We start from the raw sequence: 22,932 nt of genomic DNA, 5'->3' as shown, positions 1-22,932 counted from the left end.
CGAGCGAGGCGGCGGTGCCGCAAGGAAAGCGCAGCATGCAGGATTTCTCGAAAGGTGCCGCCTGGATGGACGGACGCATCATGCCGGTGGCGGAGGCGAAGATCCCCGTTACCCATTGGGGCTACCGCCGCTCCGACGTGACCTATGACGTGGTCGGCGTCTGGGAGGGAAACTTCTTCCGGCTCGACGACCATATCCGCCGCTTCCGCGCCTCGATGGCCCGGCTGCGCATGGATCCGGGCCAGAGCGACGATGACATCCGCGACATCCTCCACCGCGTCGTGGCGGCCTCCGGCCTGCGCTCCGCCTATGTGGCGATGGACTGCCTGCGGTCCGTGCCGCCGCCCGGCGCGGCGCGCCACCCGGCCCATGTCCCCGCTTACCTGATCTGCATGGCGCTGCCCTGGGCCTGGGTCGCGCCGCCCGAGATGATCGCCCGCGGCGTGCACCTGATGATCCCGCAGGTGCGCCGCATCCCGCCCGAGAGCTTCGATCCGCGGGTGAAGAACTTCCACTGGGGCGACCTTACCGAGGGCCAGTTCGAGGCAGAGGCGGCGGGCGCGGATTTCGCCATCCTGCTCGACGCCGACGGCAATGTCACCGAAGGCCCCGGCTTCAACATCTTCTGCATCCGCGATGGCCGCGTCGTCACCCCCGACCGCGGCGCGCTGGAGGGCATCACCCGCGCCTCGGTCTTCGAACTGTGCGGAGAACTGGGCATCACGGTCGAAATCCGGCCGCTGCCCGCGGACGAGTTTCGCGCGGCTGACGAGATTTTCGCCGCCACCACCGCCGGAGGGATCATGCCCGCCTCGCGCATCGACGGACGGATTATGGGCAATGACCGGCCCGGACCGCTGTCGATGCAGATCCATGACCGGTTCTGGAAGAAGCGCGCCGAAGGCTGGCACGCCACGCCGGTGGATTACGCGCCGGGCTGACCCAGCCGCGCCAGCGCCGCTTCCATCCGGTCATAGACCGCCTGGGGATCGCTGCAGCCGTTCAGCCACAGGCAGTTGTCTGGCTTGCCGGTCTGGCGCAGCCAGTCGACCACGGTCATGCCGGTGGTCAGCTCGCCCGCGCATTCGACGTCTACCGGGCAGAGCCGGCCCTCGAACAGCTCCGGCCAGATCAGCGCGGCGACGGCGACCGCGTCATGCAGCGGCCGCGAGGCAGTGCCGTGCTTGGCGTTGCCGTAGCGCTCGAAGAACTCCATCATGCCTGCGCAGGCCTGCATCACCGGCTGGGAATGCCTGGCCAGCACCTCCGACCAGCCCACCGGCGCGGCGCAGTTGTGCGTGCAGTCGAGCGGCACGGCGGTCACCGGAATGCCCGAGCCCAGCGTGATCCGCGCGGCCTCGGGGTCGACGAGGATGTTGTATTCCGCCGCCGGGGTCATGTTGCCGCCCTCGAAATAGCCGCCGCCCATGAAGACGACGCGGGCAATGTTCTCCGCGATCTCGGGCGCGCGGCGCAGCGCCATGGCGAAATTGGTCTGCGGGCCCAGCAGGATCATCGTGACGGGTTCGGGATGGGCCAGAACCGTGTCGATGATGAAATCGACGCCATGGCCCGGCGCGGGTCCTTCGGCGGCCTCCGCCCAGTCCCAGCCGTCGATGCCGGTTTCGCCATGGATCTCGGGCACCGGACGCGGCGCGCGCATCAGCGGCCGGGCACAGCCCGCGTGGACGGGCAGGGCGCCATGCCCGGCAAGCTCGACGATGCGGCGGGCGTTGTCGGTGGTCTGGGGCAGTCCCATGTTGCCCGCCACCGTGGTCAGGCCGAGGACGTCGATCTCCGGCGCGGCCAGCGCCAGGAGGATCGCGAAAGCGTCGTCCTGGCCGGGATCGGTGTCGATGATGACGGGAATGGGAGGCATCTCGCGGTCCTTCTGGTGCATGTCGCGCCCATATCTGCGGCAGAATTGCCGGAGAGCGAGAAAACTTTTGCCAAAAATGCAGGTTTTCCCGGATTCCGAACGGCCGCGGCCACTTTCCGCTTCAAAATTCCGCGCCTTTGCCTTTTCTGTATACAATATCCAGAACAGGAGACGCGCGATGAAAGGTGAATTCGACAACATCCCGGTGGTGGACCTCTCGGGTCTGGCCGACGGGGCGGCGCCGGAGGCACGGGCGGCATCGGTCGCGGCGCTGAACGATGCGCTGACCACGTCGGGCTTCGCCTATCTCGCGGGCCATGGCGTTCCCGAGGACCTGGTGGAGCGCATGCGGCAGATGAACATGGCCTTCCATGACCTGCCGCTCGACGAGAAGATGAAGCTGAAGATCAACGGCTTCCACCGCGGCTACATGCCGATGTCGACCTCGACGATCGTGACCTCCTCGGTGGCGAAGGTGACGAAGCCGAACCAGTCGGAAAGCCTGATGATCATGCATGAGGTGCCCGAGGACGCGCCCTATGCGGGCGAGCCGATCCAGGGACCGAACCAGTTTCCCGAAACGCTGCCCGAGCTCGAGGAAACCGCCCATGCCTACATGGCGGCGATGACCGGGCTGGGCCGGTGCATCGCGGGCGGCATCGCCGAGGCGCTCGGTCTGCCGCGCGACTGGTTCGACAGGCATTTCGTCAACCCGACGCTGTTCCTGCGCCTGCTGCACTATCCCGAGCAGCCCGACGAGGAGGCGCTCTTCGGGTCCGCGCCGCACACGGATTACGGCTTCGTCACCCTGCTGAAGCAGGACGATGTCGGCGGTCTGGAAGTGCGCAACAAGAACGGCGACTGGATCCCCGCGCCGCCGATCCCGGGCACCTTCGTGATGAACGTGGGCGACATCCTGGCGAAATGGTCGAACGGCCGCCTCGTTTCCACGCCCCACCGGGTGAAGAACCTGTCGAAGCGCGACCGCTATTCCCAGCCCTTCTTCTACGATCCGTCCATGTCGGCGCTGGTCGAATGCCCCGCCGAGATGCTGGCGGCAGGCGAGGTCGCCCAGATGGAGCCGGTGCTCTATGGCGACTACCTGATGGAGCGGCTGAACAAGAACTACGACTACCGCAAGAAGGCCTCCTGAGGGGTCCGCAGCAATGATTGCCAACAGGGAAAAGGAAACGCGCGAATGACCGAAATGAACCGCCGCACCATGCTGCAGGCCCTCGTGGCGCTTGGCGGCGCCTCCGTGCTGAACGTGCCCGCCGTCCATGCCCAGGCGCAGGACCTCGTGATCACGACCTACGGCGGCTCGTGGGAGAAGTTCTGGCGCGACATCCTGGTGCCGGGCTTCACCGAGGAGACCGGGATCGCGCCGCAGCTGGATATCGGGCTGGGCCGGGTCTACACCACCAACATGCGCGCTGCCGGGCCGGAGAACCCGCCCTATGGCTGCCTGATGACCAACGAGATCTATGCCACCGTCCTGCGTGACGAGGGCTATTTCGAGAAGCTCGATCTCGATCTGGTGCCGAATTACGCGGATCTCTATCCGGTGGCGACCAAGGCGTCGGACGGCTGGGCGGCGGTCGGCCTGATTTCCCCGATCGGCATCGGCTACCGCACCGACATGGTCTCGACCCCGCCGACCTCGTGGAAGGATCTGTGGGAGAACGAGGAGCTGATCGGCCAGCTCGGCCTCTACAACATCAAGAACTCGGCCGGGAAGATGTTCCTGATGCTGACCTCGATGATCTACGGCTCGGGCATCCGCGACGTGGAGACCGGCTTTGCCAAGCTCGCCGAACTTGGCCCGGTCTACCAGACCGACTTCAACATGAGCACGGCCATGGCCACCGGCGAGATCGCCGTCGCGCCCTTCGACTTCGGCGAGATCGCGCGCCTGCGCAACCAGGGCCTGCCGGTCGATTGCATCATTCCCGAGGAGGGGCTGATGATGTGGGACCAGACCTTCAACATCTGCGCCAACACGCCCGCGCGGGAACAGGCCTACAAGTATCTCGACTTCGTGCTCGGCCCGAAGGGCCAGGACCTGCTGATGAAGGAATTCTTCGTCTCGCCGGTCAACAAGACCGTCACCGTTCCGGAGGAGCTGGCGAAGGACGTTCCCGTCTCCGGCGAAGCCATGTCGCAGTTCATCGACTGGGACTGGGACTTCATGAACGCGAATGCCGAGGAATTCGCCCGCCGCTGGAACGAGATCTTCGGCGCCTGACGACCCTGCACAGCCGCCCCGCGCCGGAATGCGCGGGGCCAGCCAGAAAGACCCCATCCCTCCATGACCGAAGTCTCCCTTCTCTCGCTCGTCAAATCCTATGGCGGCGCCCCGGCGCTGCGCGGCATCTCGCTGAGTGTCGGCCATGGCCAGTTCGTCTCGCTGCTGGGGCCCTCGGGCTGCGGCAAGTCGACGACGCTGCGCTGCATCGCCGGCTTCGAGGAGGTGACCGACGGCCGGATCCTCTTCGACGGCAAGGACATCTCGCGCAAGCTCCCCGAGAAGCGCGACATCGGCATGGTGTTCCAGTCCTACGCGCTCTTCCCGCACCTGACCGTGGCGCAGAACCTGGCCTTCGGGCTGGAGATGCGGAAGGTGCCGAAGGCGCAGATCGCCGAGCGCGTGGCGAGGACGCTCGACCTGGTGCAGCTGACCCCCTATGCGGAGCGCTATCCCAAGGCTCTGTCGGGCGGCCAGCAGCAGCGCGTCGCCCTCGGCCGCGCGCTGGTGATCGAGCCCGCGATCCTGCTCCTGGACGAGCCGCTGGCGAACCTCGATGCCAAGCTGCGCGACGAGATGCGCGGCTTCATCCGCGACCTGCAGAAGCGGGTCGGCATCACCACGATCTACGTGACCCATGACCAGAACGAGGCGATGACCATGTCCGACCTCGTGGTCGTCATGTTCGACGGCGCCATCGCGCAGGCAGGCACGCCGGAGGAGATCTACAACACTCCCTCGACCGAAGCCGTGGCCCGCTTCGTCGGCAACGCCAACATCCTCGACCTGCCGGCCGCCAATCCCGGCGCGGGCACGATCGACCTGACGCTGCCCGGCGGCGCGTCCCTGACCATTCCCGCGCCGGAGAAGCCCGCCGCGCGCCTCGGCATCATGGCCCGGCCCGAGCAGATCGCGCTGACCGGGGCGGGGCAGGGGCATCTGGGCGGCCGCGTCACGCGGCGGCTCTTCGGCGGCGGCTACATCGACTACGAGATCGCGACCGATTTCGGCGTGCTGGCGGTGCAGACCCCGGCCAACGTGCTGGCCGACGAAGGCCAGGCGGTGGGCCTGCTGCTCGATCCGGCGCGGCTCTGGCCGGTCGCAAGGGACGCCGCCGCATGAGCCGCCGCCGTCCGCTCCTGCTGATCGCGCCCGCCGCGGCGCTGATCTTCTTCTTCGTGATGCTGCCCTACATCAACGTGCTGGTGATGAGCCTGCGCATGCCCGGCAGCGAGGGAAAGCCCTTCGATCCGGGCTTCGGCTTCGAGGCCTATGCCCAGTTCTTCACGCAGGACTACTACCTCTCCGCCCTGCCGCACACGCTCTGGCTGGGCATCATCACCACCGCCGTCTGCCTGCTGCTCGGCTATCCGCTGGCGCTGCACATCGCGACCGCCTCTCGGCGCTGGCGGGGCATCCTCTACGGCATCGTGCTCTCGCCCCTGCTCGTCGGGATCGTGATCCGCAGCTATGGCTGGACGATCCTGCTGGGCAACACGGGCGTCATCAACAAGACGCTGAAGGATCTGGGGATCATCGTCCGGCCGCTGAAACTGATGTACAACGATTTCGGCGTCGTTCTGGCGCTGGCGCATGTCTTCCTGCCCTTCATGGTGCTGCCCCTGCTGTCCTCGCTGCAGGGCATCGACCCGGCCATCGGCCAGGCGGCGCGCTCGCTCGGGGCGTCGCGCCTGACCGTGTTCCGCCGCGTGACTTTCCCGGTGTCGATGCCGGGCGTTCAGTCGGGCTGCATCCTCGTCTTCGTGCTGGCGATTTCCTCCTACGTGACGCCCGCGCTGATCGGCGGCATGCGGGTCAAGACCACGACGATCCTCGTGGTCGATGCGCTGATCGACCAGTTCCTCTGGCCGTTCGGTTCGGCCATGGCCTTCGTGCTGGCGCTCTCTGCCGGGCTGATCGTCATCGCCTTCGCCATGCTCACCCGGATGAAGTGGAAATAACATGCGCCTTGCCGAAGCCCTGCTCGCGCTCTTCCGGGTGCTGGTCTACATCTTCCTGCTCGCGCCGATCGCCGTCGTCGTGCTGGCCTCGTTCAATGCCGGGAACTTCCTGACCTTCCCGCCGCAGGGGCTCAGCCTCCGCTGGTTCGTCACCTTCCTGCAGAACGACGTCTTCATCGACGCCATCGTCTATTCGGCGGTTCTGGCCGCGCTTGCCACCGCGGTCTCGCTGGTGATCGGCACGATGGCGGCGCTCTACTACGTCCGCCATGCCGGGAAGGAGGCCGAGACGGTGCGCGTGCTGCTGCTTCTGCCGCTGATCCTGCCGGAAATCCTCACCGCCATCGCACTGCTGTTCTTCTTCTACCAGATCGGCGTCGGTCTGGAGCACAGGATCGCGCTCTTCACCGGCCACGTCCTGATGACGCTGCCCTTCGTCTTCCTCAACGTGACGACCTCGCTGCAGGGACGCGACGAGGCCTGCGAGCTGGCGGCCCGCTCCCTCGGCGCGTCGCGCATGACGGCCTTCCGCCGTGTCACCCTGCCGCTGATCGCGCCGGGCCTGGCGACCGGCGGGGTCTTTGCCTTCATCATCAGCTTCGATACCTTCGGGATCTCCTTCATCCTCAAGGGAACCGGCTCCGCGCCGCTGCCGATCCAGCTCTATGACTACCTGCGCTTCAACTTCACGCCCGAGGCGGCCGCGGTGTCGACCGTGTCGATCATCTTCACCCTGGCCGCGGTCGTGGTGGCGGACCGGCTGTTCGGGCGGAAGGGCTGAGCCATGACCGGGGGGAGGATCGAGACGCTGCCGCTGCGCTCCATCGGCGCGCAGATTGCCGAACGTCTGGAAGCGGCGATCATCCGGGAGGAATTCGCCCCCGGCGAGAAGCTGCGCGAGGAAGCCATCTGCGCGCAGTTCGGCGTCTCGCGCTCGCCGCTGCGCGAAGCGCTGCAGCTGCTGGAGCCGACCGGCCTGATCGAGCGCCGCCCGCGGCTGGGCGCGCGGGTCACCGAGATTTCCGTGGCCGGGCTGGACGAGCTGACCCAGTGCCGGATGCCATTGGAAGCGACGGCCGCCGGGCTGGTGGCGCGCCAGCCGGACCATGCGGTGATTGCCGATGCACTGCAGGCCGAAGTCGCCCGGATGGAGGCCGCCCGCGACCCCCGCGAGGCCTTCGAGGCCAATGTCCGGCTGACCGGGCTGCTGCATTCCGCCTGTGGCAACGCGCTGCTGCTGCGGTTGCTGGCGCAGGTCGACAAGCTGGCGCTGCGCTACCGCTTCCGCGCCTACCGGTCCGACGATGCGATCCTCGGGCGGATGAGCACGGAGAACCAGCTGCTGGTCGAAGCCGTCCGCGCGGGCGATGCGGAGCGGGCCGAGGCCGTCACCGTCGAGCTGATCCGGCGCGCCTGGGAAACCACCCGCGCCGTGCTGGAACGCAGCGGGGCCTGACCGGCGGGACTCAGGCCCCGGCGGGCATGTCCGCCAGGCAGGCGCCGAGCAGGTGCTCCAGCGCTTCGGGCTCGATGAGACCGCCGCGGGCCAGAAGCACCATGGTGGAGCGTTCGGGCGGCGGGCCGTCCTCCTGCCGCAGCTGCCGCCGCTTTCCGATCAGATCGAAGACCAGCCTTTCGCCGCCGGTCCCGCGGAACACGCCCTTGCCGCGGAGCAATCCCTGCGGCAGCGCCCGGACCGCCCTGCGCAGCGCCGCCGGGTCCAGCGGCCCACCGGATTGCCAGGACCAGGAGCGGAATTCCGTGCCGTGGTCATGATGGTGATGGCCGTGCCCGCAATCCGGCCCGCAGACATGCGCCGGTTCCGCGCGCTCCGTCCGGTCGGGCAGTCCGGCCAGCAGGTCCAGCGGCACCTGCGCCTCCGTGGTCCGCAGGGCATGCAGCCGCGGCTGCTGGGCCCGCAGCACCGCCTCGATCCGGTCGATCTCCGCCGGGCCGGCCTGGTCGCACTTGTTCAGGATCGCCACGTCGCTCCCGGCCACCTGGTCCATGGCCAGGTCGGTCGAGGCCGCGTCGAGATCGAGGAAGCCGCCGCAATCGACGAGGCAGAGCACGGCGTCGAGCGCGACCCGGCCCTCCAGCCGCAGGTCCTCGAACGCGGCGGCGATCTGCAGGGGCCGCGACACGCCGCTGGCCTCGATCACCAGCCGTTCCGGGCGCGGTTCCTGGGCCAGCACGGTTTCGATCGCGCCCAGCAGGTCGTCCTGGATCGTGCAGCAGATGCAGCCGTTCTGCAGCGCCATGACATCCTCGCCCGCGATCTCGGTCACCAGATCGGCGTCGATGTTGATCTCGCCGAAATCGTTCACCAGCACCGCCATGCGCGGGCTTCCGGGCGCGGTCAGCAGGCGCCGCAGCAGCGTCGTCTTCCCGGCGCCGAGGAAGCCGGTGAGGATGACGGCGGGCAGGGGCGGGGCAATCGGATCGGTCATGGCCGGGTTCTCGCTGTTTCGCTTCTGGCCCCTCCATAGGGGCAGAGTCGCGGCGCAAGGGCGACTCCCGCAGGCCTCCCGGTGCCCGGATCGGCGAAAACAACGCGCCGGATGCATAATTTTTCACCCAAAACAAACACGCCTGTTTGTTAATTTTTCCCTAACCGCCGGAATTGCGCGTTTTGCGGGCCGCGGCATTTGACAGGCGGGGGGCGGGCGAGTCTGCTTGGGGCACGGGATGCGCCTGACCGGCGCTCCGTCCGATCTGCAGGGGCCCCGGCGCACGGGACCCGCTGCCTCGCCAAGACACCCCTTTTCCCGGCCCAGGCCGGGGCGCCGGAGCCTGCGGTTTCCGGCAACCAGACCCCGTGCCCGCATCCGGGCCAGCGAAGGAGACGGACATGCATTCCGGCCAGGGCCAGCTGCTCTTCCGAAATTTCCGGCTGCTCGATCCGCTGCAGGACGAGCTCCGGGACGGCTTCGAGCTTCTGGTCGAAGATGCCCGCATCCGCGAGGTCTCGGACCGGCCGATCAGGGCTGGCGATGCGGCGCTGGTGGATTGCGGCGGGCGCACGCTGATGCCCGGGCTGATCGACAGCCACGTCCATGTCGTGCTGAACGAGGTCTTCCTGCCGCGTCTCGAGACCCAGCCGCTGACGCTTATGACGGCGCATGCCATGGCCGAGATGAAGGCGATGCTGGGCCGCGGCTTCACCACGGTGCGCGACACCGGCGGGGCCGATTGGGGGCTGCGCCAGGGCGTCGAGGACGGGTTGATCGAGGGGCCGCGGCTCTTCGTGGCGGGCCGCGCCATCGGCCCGACGGGCGGGCATAGCGACGGGCGGCGTCGCACCGACAGCGCCATCAAATGTGCCTGCTGCGACGCGCTGGCCTTCACGCTCTGCCTCGCCGACGGGGCGGACGAGGTCAGGAAGGCGGTGCGCGAGGAGATGCGCCAGGGCTGCGACCACATCAAGATCATGATGTCCGGCGGGGTGGCCTCGCCCTACGACCCGCTCGACAGCCTGCAGTTTTCCATGGGAGAAGTGCGGGCCGCCGTCGCCGAGGCCGAGGCCTTCGGCCGCTATGTCTGCGCCCATGCCTATTCGCCCGAGGCGATCCTGCGCGCGGCCGATGGGGGCGTGCGCTGCATCGAGCACGGCAACCTGATCAACGAGGAAGCCGCCGCCGCCATGGCCGAAAAGGACATGTTCATGGTGGCGAACCTCGTGGCCTATTTCACCATGAAGGACCGCGCCGCCGAATTCGGCATGAACGCGGAGATGCTGGAGAAGAACGACGTGGTGATCGAGGGCGGGCTGCGCTCGCTGGAGATCTGCAAGGCGGCCGGTGTCCCCGTGGCCTTCGGCAGCGACCTCCTGGGCCAGCTGCGCGGCGCGCAGTCGCGCGAATTCACCATCCGGCGCGAGGTGCTGCCCGCGATCGACATCATCCGCTCAGCCACGACGATCGGCGCGAGGCTCCTGAAAAAGGAGGGCGAGCTCGGCTGCATCGCGCCCGGCGCGCTGGCTGACCTGATCCTCGTCGACGGCGATCCGCTTGCCGACATCTCGCTGCTCGCAGGCCAGGGAGAGAATATCCCGCTGATCCTGCAGAACGGCCATTTCGTCCGGAACCGCCTGCAATGACCCGCCCGCTGGGAGCCCGCCCATGACCACGCCGATCCTGTTCCGCAACCTGCAGCTTCTCGATCCGGCCTTCGACGAACCGCGCGGCGGCTACGAGGTTGTCGTCGAGGGCGAACGCATCCGCGAGGTCTCGGATGTGCCGGTGTCGCTGGCCGGTGCGCAGGTGGTCGATTGCGGCGGGCGCACGCTGATGCCCGGCCTGATCGACTGCCATGTCCATTCGATGCATTCCGAGGTCTACACCCGCAAGCTCGAGGACATCCCGATGACGCTCGCCGCCGCCCGAGGCGCGCGGCGGCTGAAGGAGATGCTGCACCGGGGCTTCACCACCGTGCGCGACACCGGCGGCACCGACTGGGGCATGAAGCAGGCGATCGAGCAGGGGCTGCTCCCCGGCCCGCGCCTGTTCATTGCGGGACGGTCCATCGGACCGACGGGCGGGCATAGCGACGGGCGCGCGCGGACCAGTCCCGGCTATGCCTGCCCGTGCTGCAACGGCATGGCCTTCCTGCGCGTCGTGGCCGATGGCGAGGACGGCGTGCGCAAGACCGTGCGCGAGCAGATGCGCCAGGGGGCCGACCACATCAAGATCATGGCCTCGGGCGGGGTGGCCTCGCCCAACGATCCGCTCGACAGCCTGCAATTCACTATGGAAGAGATGGAGGCCGCGGTCGAGGAGGCCGAGAATTTCGGCCGCTACGTGCTGGCCCACGCCTATTCGGCCGAGGCGATCACCCGCGCCGTCACGGCAGGCGTGCGCACCATCGAGCATGGCAACCTGATCGACGAGGCCGCCGCGAAGCTGATGGCGGAGAACGGCGCCTATCTGGTGGCCAACCTCGTCGCCTATGTGGCGATGAAGGAGCGCGCGGCGGATTTCGGCATGCCCGCGGTCATGCTGGAAAAGAACGACATGGTGCTGGAGGGCGGCTACCGCTCGCTGGAGATCTGCAAGGCCGCTGGCGTCAAGGTCGCCTATGGCTCGGACCTGCTGGGCGCGCTGAACGAGGACCAGAGCCGGGAATTCTCCATCCGTGCCGAGGTGCAGTCGCCGATCGAGGTGATCCGCGCGGCCACGACCATCGCCGCCGAGGTGGTGCGCCGCCCGGGGCTGCTGGGTACCGTGGCGGCAGGCGCCTGGGCCGACCTGATCCTGGTGGACGGCGATCCGACCAAGGACGTCACGCTGCTCGAAGGGCAGGGGCGGCACATGCCCTTCATCATGAAGGGCGGCGCCTTCGTGGCCGACCGTCTGGGCCTGGCGGCATGAGCGCCATGCCCGACAGCAGGCGCCTGGGCCGCTGGGCGCTGAACGGCGCGGCGGGGCTCGCCTTCCTCTACATCCTGATCCCGCTGATCTTCGTGACCTGGCTGTCGGTCTACGCCCAGGAGATTCCCTCCTACCCGCCAGAGGGCTATTCGCTGCGCTGGTACGGCGCGGGGATCGCCAATGATCGCTTCCTCTCCGCCTTCTGGACCTCCACCCAGGTCGGCGTGATCGCCACGCTGATCGGCCTCGCCGTCGCGCTGCCTGCTGCGCTGGCGCTGAACCGCTACAAGTTCTTCCTCAATGGCGCGATCTCCAACCTGCTGCTGATGCCGCTGATCGTGCCGGGCATCGTGCTGGGCTTCGCGCTCTATGTCTTCCAGGTGGAGACCGAGATTGCCACCGGACTGCCGATCATCGGCAGCTTCTGGGGAATCGTGTTCGGCCATGTGCTGCTGGTGATCCCGTGGACGGTGCGGCTGATCCTGGCCAGCCTTGCCGGGTTCGACCGCACGCTGGAGGAGGCCGCGCAGAACCTGGGCGCCGACCGGCTGACCACCTTCCGCCGTGTGACCGTGCCCTCGATCCTGCCGGGCATCGTCGCGGGCTGCCTCTTCGGCTTCGTGTCGTCCTTCGGCAATCTGGAGGTCAGCCTGTTCCTCGTCGCGCCGGGGCAGACGACTTTGCCGATCGCGATCCTGCAGTATCTCGAATGGCGCATCGACCCCTCCGTCGCAGCGGTCTCGGTCATGCAGATCGCCGTCATCGCCGTGGCGCTCCTCGTCACCGACCGTTTCGTCAAGATCAGCCGGGTAGTGTAATGGCCAGACTGGAATTGAACGCCCTCACCAAGCGCTACGGCGATTTCCACGCCGCCCGCGACGTGAGCCTCGACGTGCCCGAGGGCGAGTTCCTCGTGCTGCTGGGGCCGTCGGGCTGCGGCAAGACCACGACGCTGCGGATGATCGCGGGCTTCGTCGAGCCGACCGCGGGCAGCATCTCCATCGGCGGCAACGACGTGACCCGACTGCCGCCCTGGAAGCGGAACACTGGCCTCGTCTTCCAGAACTACGCGCTCTTCCCGCACATGACGGTGGCCGAGAACGTCGCCTTCGGGCTGGAGATGCGGAAGATGTCGAAGGCCGAGACCGCCGAGAAGGTCCGCGGCGCGCTCGATCTGGTGCAGCTCGGCCATCTCGCCGACCGCTATCCGCGGCAGATGTCGGGCGGGCAGCAGCAGCGCGTGGCGCTGGCCCGCGCGCTGGTCTTCCGCCCCGACGTGCTGCTGCTCGACGAGCCGCTGTCGAACCTCGACGCCAAGCTGCGCCACGAAGTCCGCATCGAGATCCGCGCGCTGCAGCAGCGGCTGGGCATCACCGCCGTCATGGTCACCCATGACCAGGAAGAGGCGCTGACCATGTCCGACCGGCTGGTCGTCATGAGCGAGGGCCAGGTCCGCCAGGTCGGCACCCAGCGGGAGCTCTACGAGACCCCGGCCAGCCGCTTCGTCGCGGGCTTCGTCGGCCGGTCGAGCTTCCTCGAAGGCGAATTGCGCGACGGCCGCCTCGTCACGTCTGGCGGGCTGGCCATCGAGGTGTCGAAGCCGATCCATGGTCCTGTCACCGCCGCGCTGCGCCCCGAGCGCATCGCCGTGTCGGCCGAGCCGCCCGCGGAGGGGACGAATGTCTTCCCCGGCACGGTGGAGCTTGTCTCCTACATGGGCGGGCTGATCGACCTGCATGTTCGGCTCAGCCCCTCCGACCTCGTCGTCGCGCAGGTCTCCAACCAGGGCGGCACGCTGCCTGCCATGGGAGATCGGGTCTTCGCCAGCCTCGGCACTCCCGCGGTCTTCCCCGCATCCGATCCCCATGCGCGCGGCCACTGAGCCGCGCCCCGCCAAACCGTCCCGCCAGAGGGCGGCCCCGTCCCCCGAGGACACCGACAGATGGAGAAGGACATGAAGAACACCAAAGCCATGATCAGCCGCCGCGGGCTTCTTGCTTCGGCCGCCGCCGGAACCGCGCTGGTCTGCGCGCCGCGTCTCGCCCGCGCTGCCGGAGGACGCGTCGTCGTCGGCACCTGGGGCGGCGACTATGCGCGGCTCCTCAACAAGAACATCGAGGAGCCCTTCCTGATCTCCGAAGGCTGGGAAGTCATCCAGGACCAGGCCGGCGATCCCGAGCGCCGCGCCAAGATGGCCGCCGAACGCCGCCTGCCGCGCGGGTCCACCGACATCCAGGCTGTCAACGGCACCAGCATGTACCAGCTCTTCGAGCAGGGCATCACCCAGGAGATCGACTATTCCAAGCTCGCCAACGGCGATGACGTGCTGCCGGCCTTCAAGCACAATTACGGCATCGGCCACATTTATTCGGGCATGGTCGGCGTCTACAACCCCGACACCCGGGAGGCTCCGGAGAGCTTTGCTAAGGTGCTGGACCCCGCGAACGGCGCAAAGCTCGGCTTCATCGACATCCAGTACCAGTACACGATGATTGCCGCCGGGCTCGCCGCGGGCGGCGGCGTCACCGATGTCGAGATGGGCAAGGGCCTGCTCCTGGAGGCCCGCAAGGCCGGCGCCCGGATCTACCCGACCAACGAGGCCTTCGCGCAAGGTTTGGCCAATGGCGAGATCGACATCGGCCTGATGTGGAAGGCGCGCACCGTGCAGTGGCAGAAGGCCGGGATCAGCGTCATGGGCGCGACGCCGTCCGAGGGCGCGATCCCCTACGAGTCCGGCTTCGTCATCCCGAAGAACTCGCCCAATGTCGACGGCGCCTATGCCTATCTCGACGCGATGCTGCAACCGGCGGCGCAGGAGGCCTTCGCCGTCGACATGGGCTACAACCCGACGGTCTCGGACGCCGAGATTTCGCCCGAGCTGACCCAGAAGATCGGCTTCACCCCGGAAGAGGTCGAGAACCTCAACAGCCCCGACTACGGCTTCATCCTCGAAAATGACGCCGACATGAAAGGCTGGTGGGACAAGAGCTTCGCCGCCTGATCCCGCCTGCCCCCGCCGCCGCCCGGCACCAGCAATCCGGACGGCGGCGGGCTCCTGACTTCCGAAAGACGGACCCGCCATGACCGATGCCACCGCCAATGCCCCCGCCCGCACAGGGCTGACCGCCGCCGCGCTCGTCGGGCCGGCCACGGTGGTGGTCGCGCTCGGCGTGCTGGGCCCGCTGCTGCTGCTGGCGAAATACTCGGTCAACAAGTACGATCCCTACGAGTTCATGATTTCGGCGTTCTCGCCGGAGAACTACGTGCAGTTCTTCACCGATCCGTTCTATCTGGCGGCGTTCTGGACGACGATCCGCATTTCCATCCTCTGCACGCTCGTCTGCATCGTCCTCGGCTTTCCGCTGGCCTATGTGCTGGCGCGCACCCAGTCGCGCTTCAAGAACCTGATGATCATCGGCGTGGTGGTGCCACTCTTCGTCGGCAACGCGGTGCGCGCGGCGGGATGGATGACGCTCTTGGGCAGCCGCGGCTTCCTCAGCGTGTCGCTGGAAAACCTCGGGATCACCTCCGGCTCCACGGAGATCATGTATTCCGAGCTCGCCGTCATCCTCGGCATCATCGCGGTGAACCTGCCCTACATGGTGCTGACGCTGCAGAGCGTGATCGAGGGGATTTCCCGCAACCTCGAGGAGGCGGCGTTCTCGATGGGCGCCGGCCCCTGGACGATGTTCCGCCGGGTGCTGTGGCCGATGGCGCTGCCGGGCGTCGCCGCGGGCACGATCCTGACCTTCATCCTGGCGATGAACGCCTATGCCACGCCGGTGCTGCTGGGCGGGCCCGAATTCCACATGATGGCGCCGGTGATCTACGACCAGTTCCAGCTGAACAACTGGCCGTTCTCGGCGGCGGTGGCCTTCATCCTGATGGCCTCCACCCTGGCGCTGACCGTGGCCGCGGGCTTCGCCACCCGCCAGAGGTTCCGCGCATGAAGGATGCCGCTCCCGCCGCCGCCTGGCGCGTGCCGCCGGAGGCTTATCTCGCCACACGCCCGGCGGAAGGCGGCGTGCCCGCGCCGGTGTCGGAATACGTGGCGATGCGCGATGGCTGCCGGATCGCGGTCGACACCTACCTGCCGGGCGACGGCACCGGGCGCTATCCCTGCCTGCTGTTCCTGACGCCCTATTACCGCCGCTTCGCGCTGGCGCAGGGATCGCCTGCCGACCCGAACCCCAATACCGGCAAGTTCCGCGATTTCTTCGTGCCGCGCGGCTATGCGGTGGTGGTCGCGGATGTGCGCGGTACCGGGGCGAGCTTCGGCACGCGCGACGGATTCCGTTCGCCGGCCGAGCGGCTCGATAGCGCGGAGATCGCCGACTGGATCGTGGCGCAGGGCTGGAGCGACGGCCGGATCGGCGCGACCGGCGTCTCCTATCTGGGCGCGGCTGCGGATTTCCTGGCCTCCACAGGCCACCCGGCGGTGAAGGCCATCGCGCCGCTGTTCTCCGTCTGGGACACCTGGTCGGACAACTATTTCCCCGGCGGGCTGCAGATCGCCTCGCTGACGCAGCACTATGACCGGCTGATGGAGGGGCTCGACCTCGACCGGCGGGAACTGCTGCGTGATTTCAGCTACTACGCCAATCCCGATTTCCGCGGCCCGCAGCCAGTGGATGCCGATCCGGACGGCACGCTTCTGGCCGAGGCGCTGGCCGAACACCGCGGCAATTTCCGCCAGACCGGATTCATGGCCGACCTGCGCTACCGCGAAGAGGGGCTGCCCTACGACCCGGACTATTCCAGCGCCGCCTTCAGCCCGTATCATTATGCGCAGGGGATCCGTCCCGATGTTGCCGTCATGTCGGTCTCGGGCTGGATGGACGGCGCGGGCTATGCCAACGGCGCCATCGCGCGGCACCTGACGCTGAAGGACAATCCGCGCCACCTTCTGCTCGGCCCCTGGGACCATGGCGCGCGGATCGATGTCTCGCCCTGGCGCGCCGCCGAGACGCCGGGCTTTCCGCTGCTGGCCGAGGTGCTGCGCTTCTTCGACACCTACCTGATGGAGCGCGGCACCGGCCTGCGGGACGAGGCGCCGGTCCATGTCTACGCGATGCACGAGGAGGAATGGCACGCGCTGCCGGATTGGCCCGCGGAGGCGGGCTTGCGACAGCTCTTTCCGCAGGCGGACGGATCGCTCGGCGCCGCGCCGGGGCAGGGCGCCGCCGCCTTCGCCGCGGATCCCGGCATGGGGACCGGCACGCAGACCCGCTACGAACGCATCGCCGGGATCGACTGCCGCAGCTGCTATCCCGACTGGCAGGGGCGCAGCGCGGCGATGCTGCACTGGGACAGCGCGCCGCTGGAGGCGCCGTTCCGGCTGCTCGGCCATGCCCATGCCGATCTGGAGATCGTTCTCGACACTGCCGATGCCGCGATCTTCGCCTACCTGACCGAGGTCGAGGCGGACGGCACCGAACGCCATGTCACCGAGGGCATGCTGCGGGTTCTGCACCGCGCCGAGGCGCTGCCGCCGCCCGAAATTGCCGTGCCCTGGATCTGGCGCAGCTTCCGCCGCGAGGACGCCGCCCCTGCCGTGCCGGGCGAGCGGATGCGCCTCCGCCTGCCGCTGCTGCCAGTAGGCTGGCAGTTCGCGGCGGGCAGCCGCATCCGGCTGTCGCTCTCGGGCGGCGATGCCGACCATTTCGGCAAGGTGCCGCATGGCCGGCTGCCGCGGGCCGATCTGGCACTGGCAGGCTGCCGCATCGCGCTGCCGGAGCTTGCCGCATGACGGCGCGGGCGGCGATCATGCGGCCTCCGGTGCAGCGGGCGGCAGGGGGCCGTCCGGACCCGGCGGGGCATCGGCAGCGAAACAGGAGGGGGAGCATGGCAGAGCGGCAGAAGGACAGGCGGACCCAGGCGCAGCGCAGCGAGGAGACCGTGCAGGCGCTCTACCGCGCGACCATGGAGCTGATGCTGGAGGAAGGCCTGCAGCGGCTGACCACCACCCGGATCGCCGAGGCGGCAGGGGTCTCGCGCGGCGCGCTGACCCATCACTTCGCCTCGCGCGACGAGCTGATCGCCAAATCCATCGACAACCACCTGCGGCTGGTCAACGACCGGCTGCACGGCTTTGCCCGCGCGCTGGCCGAGCGCGGCGGCGGGTCGGACCAGATCGTCGACTATCTCTGGGAGGTGATGTCCGACGGGCTGTTCTACGTCACGCTCGAATACCTTCCGGAGGCACGGCACAACCGGGCGCTGCACGCCCATCTGGTGCCGGTGGTGCAGGATTTCCACGGCGGGCTCGACGCGATCTGGGCGGTGCTGGCCGAGAAGGAGGGGATCGAGGCGCAGCGCGCGAAGATGCTGCTCAACATGACCATGTGCCTGTTCCGCGGCATGATCGCCCAGACCATCCTGCGCGACGACCCGAAATACTATGCCTCGATGCTGAAGGAGTGGAAGGCGCAGCTGCCCTTCCTGATGCATCATGACCCGGAGCAGGGGACATGAGCGCGCTGCTGACAGTCGAGGGCCTGCGCCACGGCTTCTATGGCGTGCAGGTGCTGAACGGCGCCAGCTTCGAGGTGCGGCAGGGCACCGTCACCGGGCTGATCGGCCCGAACGGTGCCGGGAAATCGACCGCGATCAACGCCATTTCCGGCGCGCTCCTGCCGCAGGGCGGGCGCGTCAGCTTCGCGGGAACAGACATCACCCGATTGCCCCCGCGGGAGCGGGTGGGCCTCGGCCTGGTGCGCAGCTTCCAGCTGGCCCGCGGCTTTCCGCGTCTCAGCGTTTTCGACCACCTGATGCTCTACGGCCAGGGCCATCCCGGCGAGGGCTTCTGGCAGAGCCTGACCGGCGGCCGCGCCGGGCGGCAGCACGAGGAGCGGCTGGCCGAGACGGCCCTGTCGGTCGCGCGGCGGCTGAAGCTGGACCATGTGATCGACAACCCGGTTTCCGCGCTCTCCGGGGGACAGAAGAAGCTGGTGGAGATCGGCCGCGCGCTGATGGCGGAGCCGCGGATGATCCTCTTCGACGAGCCGATGGCCGGGGTGAACCCGACGTTGTCCGCGCAGATCGCCGAGCACCTGACGGCGCTGAACGAAGAGGGCATCACCATCTGCCTGATCGAGCACGACATGGCGATGGTCGCGCGGCTCTGCGATCCGGTGATCGTCATGGCCGAGGGCCGCAAGATGACCGAGGGCAGCTTTGCCGAGGTCGTGGCCGACAAGGCCGTGCAGGAAGCCTATCTGGGGGTGCGCCACGATGCTTGAGGTCGAGGGCCTCGTCGCGGGCTATGCCAGCGCGGAACGGATCCTGAAGGGCGTCTCGGTCCATGTGGAGCCGGGCGAGCTGGTCACCCTGGTCGGGCCGAACGGTGCCGGGAAATCGACGCTGCTGAAGGTGGTCTCCGGCCTCGTTCCGGCGCGGGAGGGCCATGTGCGGCTGGGCGGTGCGGATGTCACGCGGCAGGGCGCGGCAGAGCGCGCCCGGGCGGGATTCGCTTTCGTCATGCAGGAGCGCAACGTGTTCGGCACGCTCACGGTCGCCGAGAACCTGGAACTCGCCTGGCCGGGCCCGTCGCGCCAGATGGCGGAGGAACGCGCGCGGATGTACGGCCGCTATCCCGTCCTGGCCGAGAAGCGCCGGGCGCTGGCGCGGACGCTTTCCGGCGGGCAGCGGCAGATCCTCGCCATGGCGATGGCGCTGATGACCGCACCGAAGATGCTGCTGCTCGACGAGCCGACCGCGGGGCTCTCGCCCAAGGCGACCGAAGAGCTCTTCGAAGTGGTGCTGGGCCTGCGCGATCTCGGCTTGCCCATCCTGATGGTCGAGCAGCACGCGCTGGAGGCACTGGAGGTCTCCAGCCGCGGCTACGTGCTGGTTTCGGGCAGCAATGCCGCCGAGGGCGGAGGGCCCGACTTGGCCGCCGATCCCGAGATCCGGCGGCTGTTCCTCGGCGGATGACACGACATCGAAGGCAAATGACCGGGCAACCCGGCAGCGACAGAGAGGGAAAGACCATGACGAACAGCACCACCCGCCGCCGGTTCCTGGCATCCTCGGCGATTCTTGCCGGCAGCCTCGCCCTGCCGATCCGCGCGATGGCGCAGGACGGCCCCATCAAGCTCGGGACGCTGACGCCGCTGACCGGCGCGGGCGGCCCCTACGGCCCGGTCATGGCCGATACGGTGAAGGCCGTGGTCGATGGCGTGAACGCCGCCGGAGGCGTGCTCGGCCGCCAGATCGAGGTGGTCTCGGAGGACGACCAGACCAACCCCGAGGCCGGCGTCCGCGCCGCGCGCAAGCTGATCGACGTTGACGGCGTCTCGGCGATCATGGGGACTTGGGCGTCGTCGGTGACCACTGCGGTCGCGCCGCTCTGCTGGGAAAGCGGCACGATGCTGACCACGGTCTCGGGCGCCGACAGCATCACGCTGCTGCCGCATGAGGGCTACATCGTCCGCACCCAGCCGAACACCATCCTGCAGGGCCAGAAATTCGGCGAATTCACCGTGGAGCTTGGCGCGGGCAAGGTGTTCTTCATGTCGCCGCAGACCCCCTTCGCCGACAGCCAGTTCTCGGAGATCACCAAGGTGGTCGAGGCCGCGGGCGGCTCCACCGAGAAGCTGATCTACGACGACAAGAAGCCGTCCTACCGCTCGGAAGTCGACGAGATGATGGCTTTCGGACCGGATGTCGTGGTGCTGGGCGGCTACATGCCGGACACGACCGTCCTGCTGAAGGACATCTACCGCGCGGGCTACGAGGGCAAGATGCTGGCCTTCGCCTATTCCGTGAACCAGAAGCTGGTGGACGCGCTGCCTGCCGAGGTGGTCGAAGGCATCTACACCATCGCGCCGAGCCCGGCCGAGGGCAGCGCCGCCTACAAGGCGCTGACGGAGCTCACCGGCATTGCCTCGCCCGATCCCTACACGACCCAGATCTTCGACCAGGTGAACATGGTGATCCTCGCCATCGCCGCCGCAGGCGATGCCTCGGGCACCGCGATCCGGGATGCCTTCCGCACCGTGTCGCAGGGCGACGGCAAGCCGGTCCATACCGCGCTGGAAGGGCTCGAAGCACTGGCCGCGGGCGAAGCGGTGAATTACGACGGCGCCTCGGGCCCGTGCGATTTCACGGCCGAAGGCGACATCCTCGACTGCCAGTTCCGCTACGAACAGGTCAAGGACGGGGCCTTCACGCTCCTGAAGATCGCCTGAGCCGGGACGGACCATGACCGACATCATCCAGGCCGTGATCAACGGCGTGCTGACTGGCGCGCTCATCGCCATCCCGGCGATGGGGCTGACCGCGATCTTCGCCGTGCTGCGCTACGTGAATTTCGCCATCGGCCCGCTGGCGACCTGCGGCGCCTTCGCGGCCTGGGTGCTGAATTTCCGCTATGGCTGGCCGGTCCTTCCGGCCATGGCCGGGTCCTTCGTCACGGTCGCCGCCATCGGGCTGGCGGTGGAACAGGCGGCGCTGGCCCGGCTGCGTCCCTCGGGCGCGCTGACCGTGGCCATCGCCTCCATCGCCGTGGGGATCATCCTGGAGAACGTCCTGCGCTTCTCCTTCGGCAATGACCTCCGGGCCTTCGACCTGCCGCTGATGCGGGACTGGCGGTTCTGGGGGCTGCGCGTCGGGCCGCAGCAGCTGCAGACTGCGGGCATCGCCGTGGCGATGATGGCCGGCGTCTTCGCCTTCCTGCGCTTCACCCGCTACGGCAAGGCGATGCGCGCCGTGGCCGACAACCCGGATCTCGCCCGGCTCTTCCGGATGGAGCCCGGCCGCATCGCCATGGCCACCGTCGCGCTCGGCACCGGGCTGACGGGCGTCGGCGGCGCGCTCCTGGGCCTCGACAGCGCCATCGACCCGATGTCCGGCAGCCGGCTGCTGCTGCCGGTCTTCGCTGCCGCAGTGCTGGGCGGTCTGGGCTCGATCCCTGGCGCCGTGGCGGGCGCGATCCTGATCGGCATCGGCGAAGAACTGTCGCTGCTGGTGATCCCCGCCACCTACCGCTCGGCCATCGGTTTCCTGACCATCCTGCTGGTCCTGTCCTTCCGCCCCGGCGGTCTCTTCGGCGAAAGGGCCGCCTGATGCTGTCCTATGTCATCTTCTCCGCCACAACCGCCGGGATCTACGGCCTGCTGGCGCTCAGCCTGAACCTCATCTGGGGCGGGGCGGGCATGGTCAATCTCGGGCTTGCCGGCTTCTTCGCGGTCGGAGCCTATGCCTCGGCGATCCTGTCGCTGGCCGGTGTCCCTGTGCCGATCGCGATCCTCGCGGCCTGCGCCATGGGCGCGGCGGCAGGCATCGGCGCGACCTGGGCGACGGTGCGGCTGCGCGGCGACTACCATGCCATCGTGACGCTGGGCTTTGCCGAGGTCGTCCGGCTGGTCGCGATGAACGAGCGCTGGCTGACGAACGGCACCGACGGCCTGCCGGGCATCCCGGCGCCGCTGAAATCCGTGCTGGGACCGCAGGGCTTCGCGGTTTTCTACCTGTGCCTCGTGCTGACGATCCTCGTCGCGGTCTTCCTCGCGTTGCGCCGCCTCGACCGCGCGCCCTTCGGCCGGGTGCTGAAGGCGATCCGCGAGGACCAGGACCTGGCGGGCTTCGCGGGCAAGAACGCGATGCGGGTGAAGCTGATCGCGTTTGCGGTGTCCGCCGGGATCGCGGGCCTGGCCGGCGCACTCTATGCCCATTACCAGAGCTATATCTCGCCCGACCACTTCCAGCCCCTGCTGACCATCTACATCTTTCTCGCCGTGACCTCCGGCGGGGTCGGCCGGCCGGCTGGCGCCTTCCTCGGTGCCTTCCTGGTCATCCTGTTCCTCGAAGGCACGCGCTTCCTCGGCCATCTGCTGCCGGGCCTCAGTTCGGGCCAGGTCGCCGCCAGTCGCGAGATCCTCGTCGGCCTTGCCTTCCTGCTCGTGCTGCACCTGCGCCCGCAGGGCGTGCTGCCCGAGCGCATCCGTCCCGCACCGGCACAGTAAGGACCTGCCATGCCTGCCACGCTGCTTCCCCGCTTCGCCGATTCCGGCCAGCCTGCCGCCCTCTTCGACGCGCTCGAAGCACGGCTGCAGGAGGTCGTCGGATTCAAGCTCTTCACGCTGCTCTTCGTCGACGGGTCCGAGGTCGCTCGCATCCATTCGAGCGATCCGGAGGCCTATCCCGTCTCGGGGCGCAAGCCGATGAGCCGCACGCCATGGGGCGATCACGTGCTCCATGCGCGGAAGCCCTGGCTCGGCCGGACCATGAAGGACATCGAGTGGGCCTTCTTCGACCACGAACTGATTGCCAGCCTCGGCTGCGGCTGCTGCATCAACCTGCCGGTGATCTATGACGGCCAGGTGATCGGCACGATGAACCTGCTCGACGCGGAACACCGCTACGACGATACCCATCTGGAGGCGGCGCGCCCCTTCGCGCCGCTCGCCGTTCCGGCCTTCCTCGCCGCCCGCCAGGGCGCCGGGGCGGCCCCCCTTGCAACCCCGGAAGACTGAC

At 68.3% G+C, this 22,932-nt stretch carries 23 protein-coding genes; 21 read left to right on the top strand and 2 right to left on the bottom strand.

Annotated elements, in window-relative coordinates; translation table 11 throughout:
* The first annotated feature begins 35 nt into the window (after nucleotides 1–35).
* Nucleotides 36–941 (top strand): aminotransferase class IV, encoded by a 906-nt coding sequence (locus tag HCC78_RS12865; protein WP_172329189.1) that lies wholly within the window; start codon nucleotides 36–38, stop codon nucleotides 939–941.
* On the opposite strand, the gene HCC78_RS12860 is transcribed toward HCC78_RS12865, so the two are convergent.
* Nucleotides 926–1,879 (bottom strand): nucleoside hydrolase, encoded by a 954-nt coding sequence (locus HCC78_RS12860; RefSeq protein ID WP_172329188.1) that lies wholly within the window; start codon nucleotides 1,877–1,879, stop codon nucleotides 926–928. The genes HCC78_RS12865 and HCC78_RS12860 overlap by 16 nt on opposite strands.
* Nucleotides 1,880–2,057: 178 nt before the next feature.
* On the opposite strand from HCC78_RS12860, the gene HCC78_RS12855 reads away from it, so the two are divergent.
* The 6 genes from HCC78_RS12855 (at nucleotide 2,058) to HCC78_RS12830 (ending at nucleotide 7,541) form a co-directional block, all read left to right on the top strand.
* Nucleotides 2,058–3,032: an isopenicillin N synthase family oxygenase gene (locus tag HCC78_RS12855; RefSeq protein ID WP_172329187.1), complete on the top strand. Its 975-nt coding sequence runs from the start codon at nucleotides 2,058–2,060 to the stop codon at nucleotides 3,030–3,032.
* Between the two features lie 45 nt (nucleotides 3,033–3,077).
* Nucleotides 3,078–4,124 (top strand): PotD/PotF family extracellular solute-binding protein, encoded by a 1,047-nt coding sequence (locus HCC78_RS12850; protein WP_172329186.1) that lies wholly within the window; start codon nucleotides 3,078–3,080, stop codon nucleotides 4,122–4,124.
* Between the two features lie 63 nt (nucleotides 4,125–4,187).
* Nucleotides 4,188–5,246 (top strand): ABC transporter ATP-binding protein, encoded by a 1,059-nt coding sequence (locus HCC78_RS12845; RefSeq protein ID WP_172329185.1) that lies wholly within the window; start codon nucleotides 4,188–4,190, stop codon nucleotides 5,244–5,246.
* Nucleotides 5,243–6,085: an ABC transporter permease gene (locus tag HCC78_RS12840; RefSeq protein WP_172329184.1), complete on the top strand. Its 843-nt coding sequence runs from the start codon at nucleotides 5,243–5,245 to the stop codon at nucleotides 6,083–6,085. Before HCC78_RS12845 ends, HCC78_RS12840 begins: the two co-directional genes overlap by 4 nt.
* Nucleotide 6,086: 1 nt before the next feature.
* On the top strand, nucleotides 6,087–6,866 hold the full coding sequence (locus HCC78_RS12835; RefSeq protein ID WP_172329183.1) for an ABC transporter permease: 780 nt from the start codon (nucleotides 6,087–6,089) through the stop codon (nucleotides 6,864–6,866).
* A 3-nt stretch (nucleotides 6,867–6,869) separates the two neighbouring features.
* A complete protein-coding gene (locus tag HCC78_RS12830) occupies nucleotides 6,870–7,541 on the top strand; it encodes a GntR family transcriptional regulator (protein ID WP_172329182.1) in 672 nt (223 codons plus the stop codon).
* A gap of 10 nt (nucleotides 7,542–7,551) precedes the next feature.
* Here HCC78_RS12830 and HCC78_RS12825 read toward each other — a convergent pair whose 3' ends face one another.
* A complete protein-coding gene (locus tag HCC78_RS12825) occupies nucleotides 7,552–8,535 on the bottom strand; it encodes a GTP-binding protein (protein ID WP_172329181.1) in 984 nt (327 codons plus the stop codon).
* 401 nt (nucleotides 8,536–8,936) lie between these two features.
* Between HCC78_RS12825 and HCC78_RS12820 the strand changes: the two genes are divergently transcribed.
* From HCC78_RS12820 to HCC78_RS12755, 14 genes are all read left to right on the top strand, one after another.
* On the top strand, nucleotides 8,937–10,184 hold the full coding sequence (locus HCC78_RS12820; protein ID WP_172329180.1) for an amidohydrolase family protein: 1,248 nt from the start codon (nucleotides 8,937–8,939) through the stop codon (nucleotides 10,182–10,184).
* 22 nt (nucleotides 10,185–10,206) lie between these two features.
* The gene (locus HCC78_RS12815; RefSeq protein WP_172329179.1) at nucleotides 10,207–11,454 is read left to right on the top strand and encodes an amidohydrolase family protein; all 1,248 of its coding nucleotides are present in this window, start codon (nucleotides 10,207–10,209) and stop codon (nucleotides 11,452–11,454) included.
* A gap of 5 nt (nucleotides 11,455–11,459) precedes the next feature.
* Nucleotides 11,460–12,272, top strand: a complete 813-nt coding sequence (locus HCC78_RS12810; RefSeq protein WP_216671139.1) for an ABC transporter permease — start codon at nucleotides 11,460–11,462, stop codon at nucleotides 12,270–12,272.
* Nucleotides 12,272–13,336, top strand: a complete 1,065-nt coding sequence (locus HCC78_RS12805; RefSeq protein ID WP_172329177.1) for an ABC transporter ATP-binding protein — start codon at nucleotides 12,272–12,274, stop codon at nucleotides 13,334–13,336. Before HCC78_RS12810 ends, HCC78_RS12805 begins: the two co-directional genes overlap by 1 nt.
* Before the next feature lie 72 nt (nucleotides 13,337–13,408).
* Nucleotides 13,409–14,455: a PotD/PotF family extracellular solute-binding protein gene (locus tag HCC78_RS12800; RefSeq protein WP_172329176.1), complete on the top strand. Its 1,047-nt coding sequence runs from the start codon at nucleotides 13,409–13,411 to the stop codon at nucleotides 14,453–14,455.
* A gap of 79 nt (nucleotides 14,456–14,534) precedes the next feature.
* A complete protein-coding gene (locus HCC78_RS12795) occupies nucleotides 14,535–15,404 on the top strand; it encodes an ABC transporter permease (RefSeq protein ID WP_172329175.1) in 870 nt (289 codons plus the stop codon).
* Complete coding sequence (locus HCC78_RS12790; RefSeq protein ID WP_172329174.1) at nucleotides 15,401–17,203, top strand: CocE/NonD family hydrolase; 1,803 nt, start codon at nucleotides 15,401–15,403, stop codon at nucleotides 17,201–17,203. The genes HCC78_RS12795 and HCC78_RS12790 overlap by 4 nt, the downstream gene beginning before the upstream one ends.
* Before the next feature lie 95 nt (nucleotides 17,204–17,298).
* The gene (locus HCC78_RS12785; RefSeq protein ID WP_172329173.1) at nucleotides 17,299–17,928 is read left to right on the top strand and encodes a TetR/AcrR family transcriptional regulator; all 630 of its coding nucleotides are present in this window, start codon (nucleotides 17,299–17,301) and stop codon (nucleotides 17,926–17,928) included.
* The gene (locus HCC78_RS12780; protein WP_172329172.1) at nucleotides 17,925–18,695 is read left to right on the top strand and encodes an ABC transporter ATP-binding protein; all 771 of its coding nucleotides are present in this window, start codon (nucleotides 17,925–17,927) and stop codon (nucleotides 18,693–18,695) included. The genes HCC78_RS12785 and HCC78_RS12780 overlap by 4 nt, the downstream gene beginning before the upstream one ends.
* Nucleotides 18,688–19,389, top strand: coding sequence for an ABC transporter ATP-binding protein (locus HCC78_RS12775; RefSeq protein WP_172329171.1), 702 nt, complete (start codon nucleotides 18,688–18,690; stop codon nucleotides 19,387–19,389). Before HCC78_RS12780 ends, HCC78_RS12775 begins: the two co-directional genes overlap by 8 nt.
* A gap of 56 nt (nucleotides 19,390–19,445) precedes the next feature.
* On the top strand, nucleotides 19,446–20,645 hold the full coding sequence (locus HCC78_RS12770; RefSeq protein ID WP_172329170.1) for an ABC transporter substrate-binding protein: 1,200 nt from the start codon (nucleotides 19,446–19,448) through the stop codon (nucleotides 20,643–20,645).
* 13 nt (nucleotides 20,646–20,658) lie between these two features.
* A complete protein-coding gene (locus HCC78_RS12765; RefSeq protein WP_172329169.1) occupies nucleotides 20,659–21,522 on the top strand; it encodes a branched-chain amino acid ABC transporter permease in 864 nt (287 codons plus the stop codon).
* Nucleotides 21,522–22,421 carry a branched-chain amino acid ABC transporter permease gene (locus HCC78_RS12760; protein WP_172329168.1) on the top strand — a complete coding sequence of 300 codons (900 nt, stop codon included), beginning with the start codon at nucleotides 21,522–21,524 and terminating at the stop codon, nucleotides 22,419–22,421. Before HCC78_RS12765 ends, HCC78_RS12760 begins: the two co-directional genes overlap by 1 nt.
* A gap of 9 nt (nucleotides 22,422–22,430) precedes the next feature.
* The gene (locus HCC78_RS12755) at nucleotides 22,431–22,931 is read left to right on the top strand and encodes a GAF domain-containing protein (RefSeq protein ID WP_172329167.1); all 501 of its coding nucleotides are present in this window, start codon (nucleotides 22,431–22,433) and stop codon (nucleotides 22,929–22,931) included.
* Nucleotide 22,932: the final 1 nt, after the last annotated feature.

Origin of the sequence: Mangrovicoccus sp. HB161399 (genome assembly GCF_013184745.1) — a bacterium.
In the GTDB taxonomy this organism is placed as follows: Bacteria; Pseudomonadota; Alphaproteobacteria; order Rhodobacterales; family Rhodobacteraceae; genus Mangrovicoccus.
The sequence above is the reverse complement of the archived record's forward strand: the minus strand, read 5'-3'. Positions and strand labels throughout refer to the sequence as shown.

Bases quoted from the DNA above. Each gene is read 5' to 3' on its own strand.
- HCC78_RS12770 (WP_172329170.1), top strand. From the start codon at position 19,446: ATGACGAACAGCACCACCCGCCGCCGGTTCCTGGCATCCTCGGCGATT.
- HCC78_RS12845 (WP_172329185.1), top strand. From the start codon at position 4,188: ATGACCGAAGTCTCCCTTCTCTCGCTCGTCAAATCCTATGGCGGCGCC.
- HCC78_RS12825 (WP_172329181.1), bottom strand. From the start codon at position 8,535: ATGACCGATCCGATTGCCCCGCCCCTGCCCGCCGTCATCCTCACCGGC.
- HCC78_RS12865 (WP_172329189.1), top strand. From the start codon at position 36: ATGCAGGATTTCTCGAAAGGTGCCGCCTGGATGGACGGACGCATCATG.
- HCC78_RS12850 (WP_172329186.1), top strand. From the start codon at position 3,078: ATGACCGAAATGAACCGCCGCACCATGCTGCAGGCCCTCGTGGCGCTT.
- HCC78_RS12790 (WP_172329174.1), top strand. From the start codon at position 15,401: ATGAAGGATGCCGCTCCCGCCGCCGCCTGGCGCGTGCCGCCGGAGGCT.
- HCC78_RS12785 (WP_172329173.1), top strand. From the start codon at position 17,299: ATGGCAGAGCGGCAGAAGGACAGGCGGACCCAGGCGCAGCGCAGCGAG.
- HCC78_RS12805 (WP_172329177.1), top strand. From the start codon at position 12,272: ATGGCCAGACTGGAATTGAACGCCCTCACCAAGCGCTACGGCGATTTC.
- HCC78_RS12800 (WP_172329176.1), top strand. From the start codon at position 13,409: ATGAAGAACACCAAAGCCATGATCAGCCGCCGCGGGCTTCTTGCTTCG.
- HCC78_RS12855 (WP_172329187.1), top strand. From the start codon at position 2,058: ATGAAAGGTGAATTCGACAACATCCCGGTGGTGGACCTCTCGGGTCTG.
- HCC78_RS12765 (WP_172329169.1), top strand. From the start codon at position 20,659: ATGACCGACATCATCCAGGCCGTGATCAACGGCGTGCTGACTGGCGCG.
- HCC78_RS12780 (WP_172329172.1), top strand. From the start codon at position 17,925: ATGAGCGCGCTGCTGACAGTCGAGGGCCTGCGCCACGGCTTCTATGGC.
- HCC78_RS12775 (WP_172329171.1), top strand. From the start codon at position 18,688: ATGCTTGAGGTCGAGGGCCTCGTCGCGGGCTATGCCAGCGCGGAACGG.
- HCC78_RS12795 (WP_172329175.1), top strand. From the start codon at position 14,535: ATGACCGATGCCACCGCCAATGCCCCCGCCCGCACAGGGCTGACCGCC.
- HCC78_RS12810 (WP_216671139.1), top strand. From the start codon at position 11,460: ATGCCCGACAGCAGGCGCCTGGGCCGCTGGGCGCTGAACGGCGCGGCG.
- HCC78_RS12830 (WP_172329182.1), top strand. From the start codon at position 6,870: ATGACCGGGGGGAGGATCGAGACGCTGCCGCTGCGCTCCATCGGCGCG.
- HCC78_RS12860 (WP_172329188.1), bottom strand. From the start codon at position 1,879: ATGCCTCCCATTCCCGTCATCATCGACACCGATCCCGGCCAGGACGAC.
- HCC78_RS12755 (WP_172329167.1), top strand. From the start codon at position 22,431: ATGCCTGCCACGCTGCTTCCCCGCTTCGCCGATTCCGGCCAGCCTGCC.
- HCC78_RS12760 (WP_172329168.1), top strand. From the start codon at position 21,522: ATGCTGTCCTATGTCATCTTCTCCGCCACAACCGCCGGGATCTACGGC.
- HCC78_RS12815 (WP_172329179.1), top strand. From the start codon at position 10,207: ATGACCACGCCGATCCTGTTCCGCAACCTGCAGCTTCTCGATCCGGCC.
- HCC78_RS12840 (WP_172329184.1), top strand. From the start codon at position 5,243: ATGAGCCGCCGCCGTCCGCTCCTGCTGATCGCGCCCGCCGCGGCGCTG.
- HCC78_RS12835 (WP_172329183.1), top strand. From the start codon at position 6,087: ATGCGCCTTGCCGAAGCCCTGCTCGCGCTCTTCCGGGTGCTGGTCTAC.
- HCC78_RS12820 (WP_172329180.1), top strand. From the start codon at position 8,937: ATGCATTCCGGCCAGGGCCAGCTGCTCTTCCGAAATTTCCGGCTGCTC.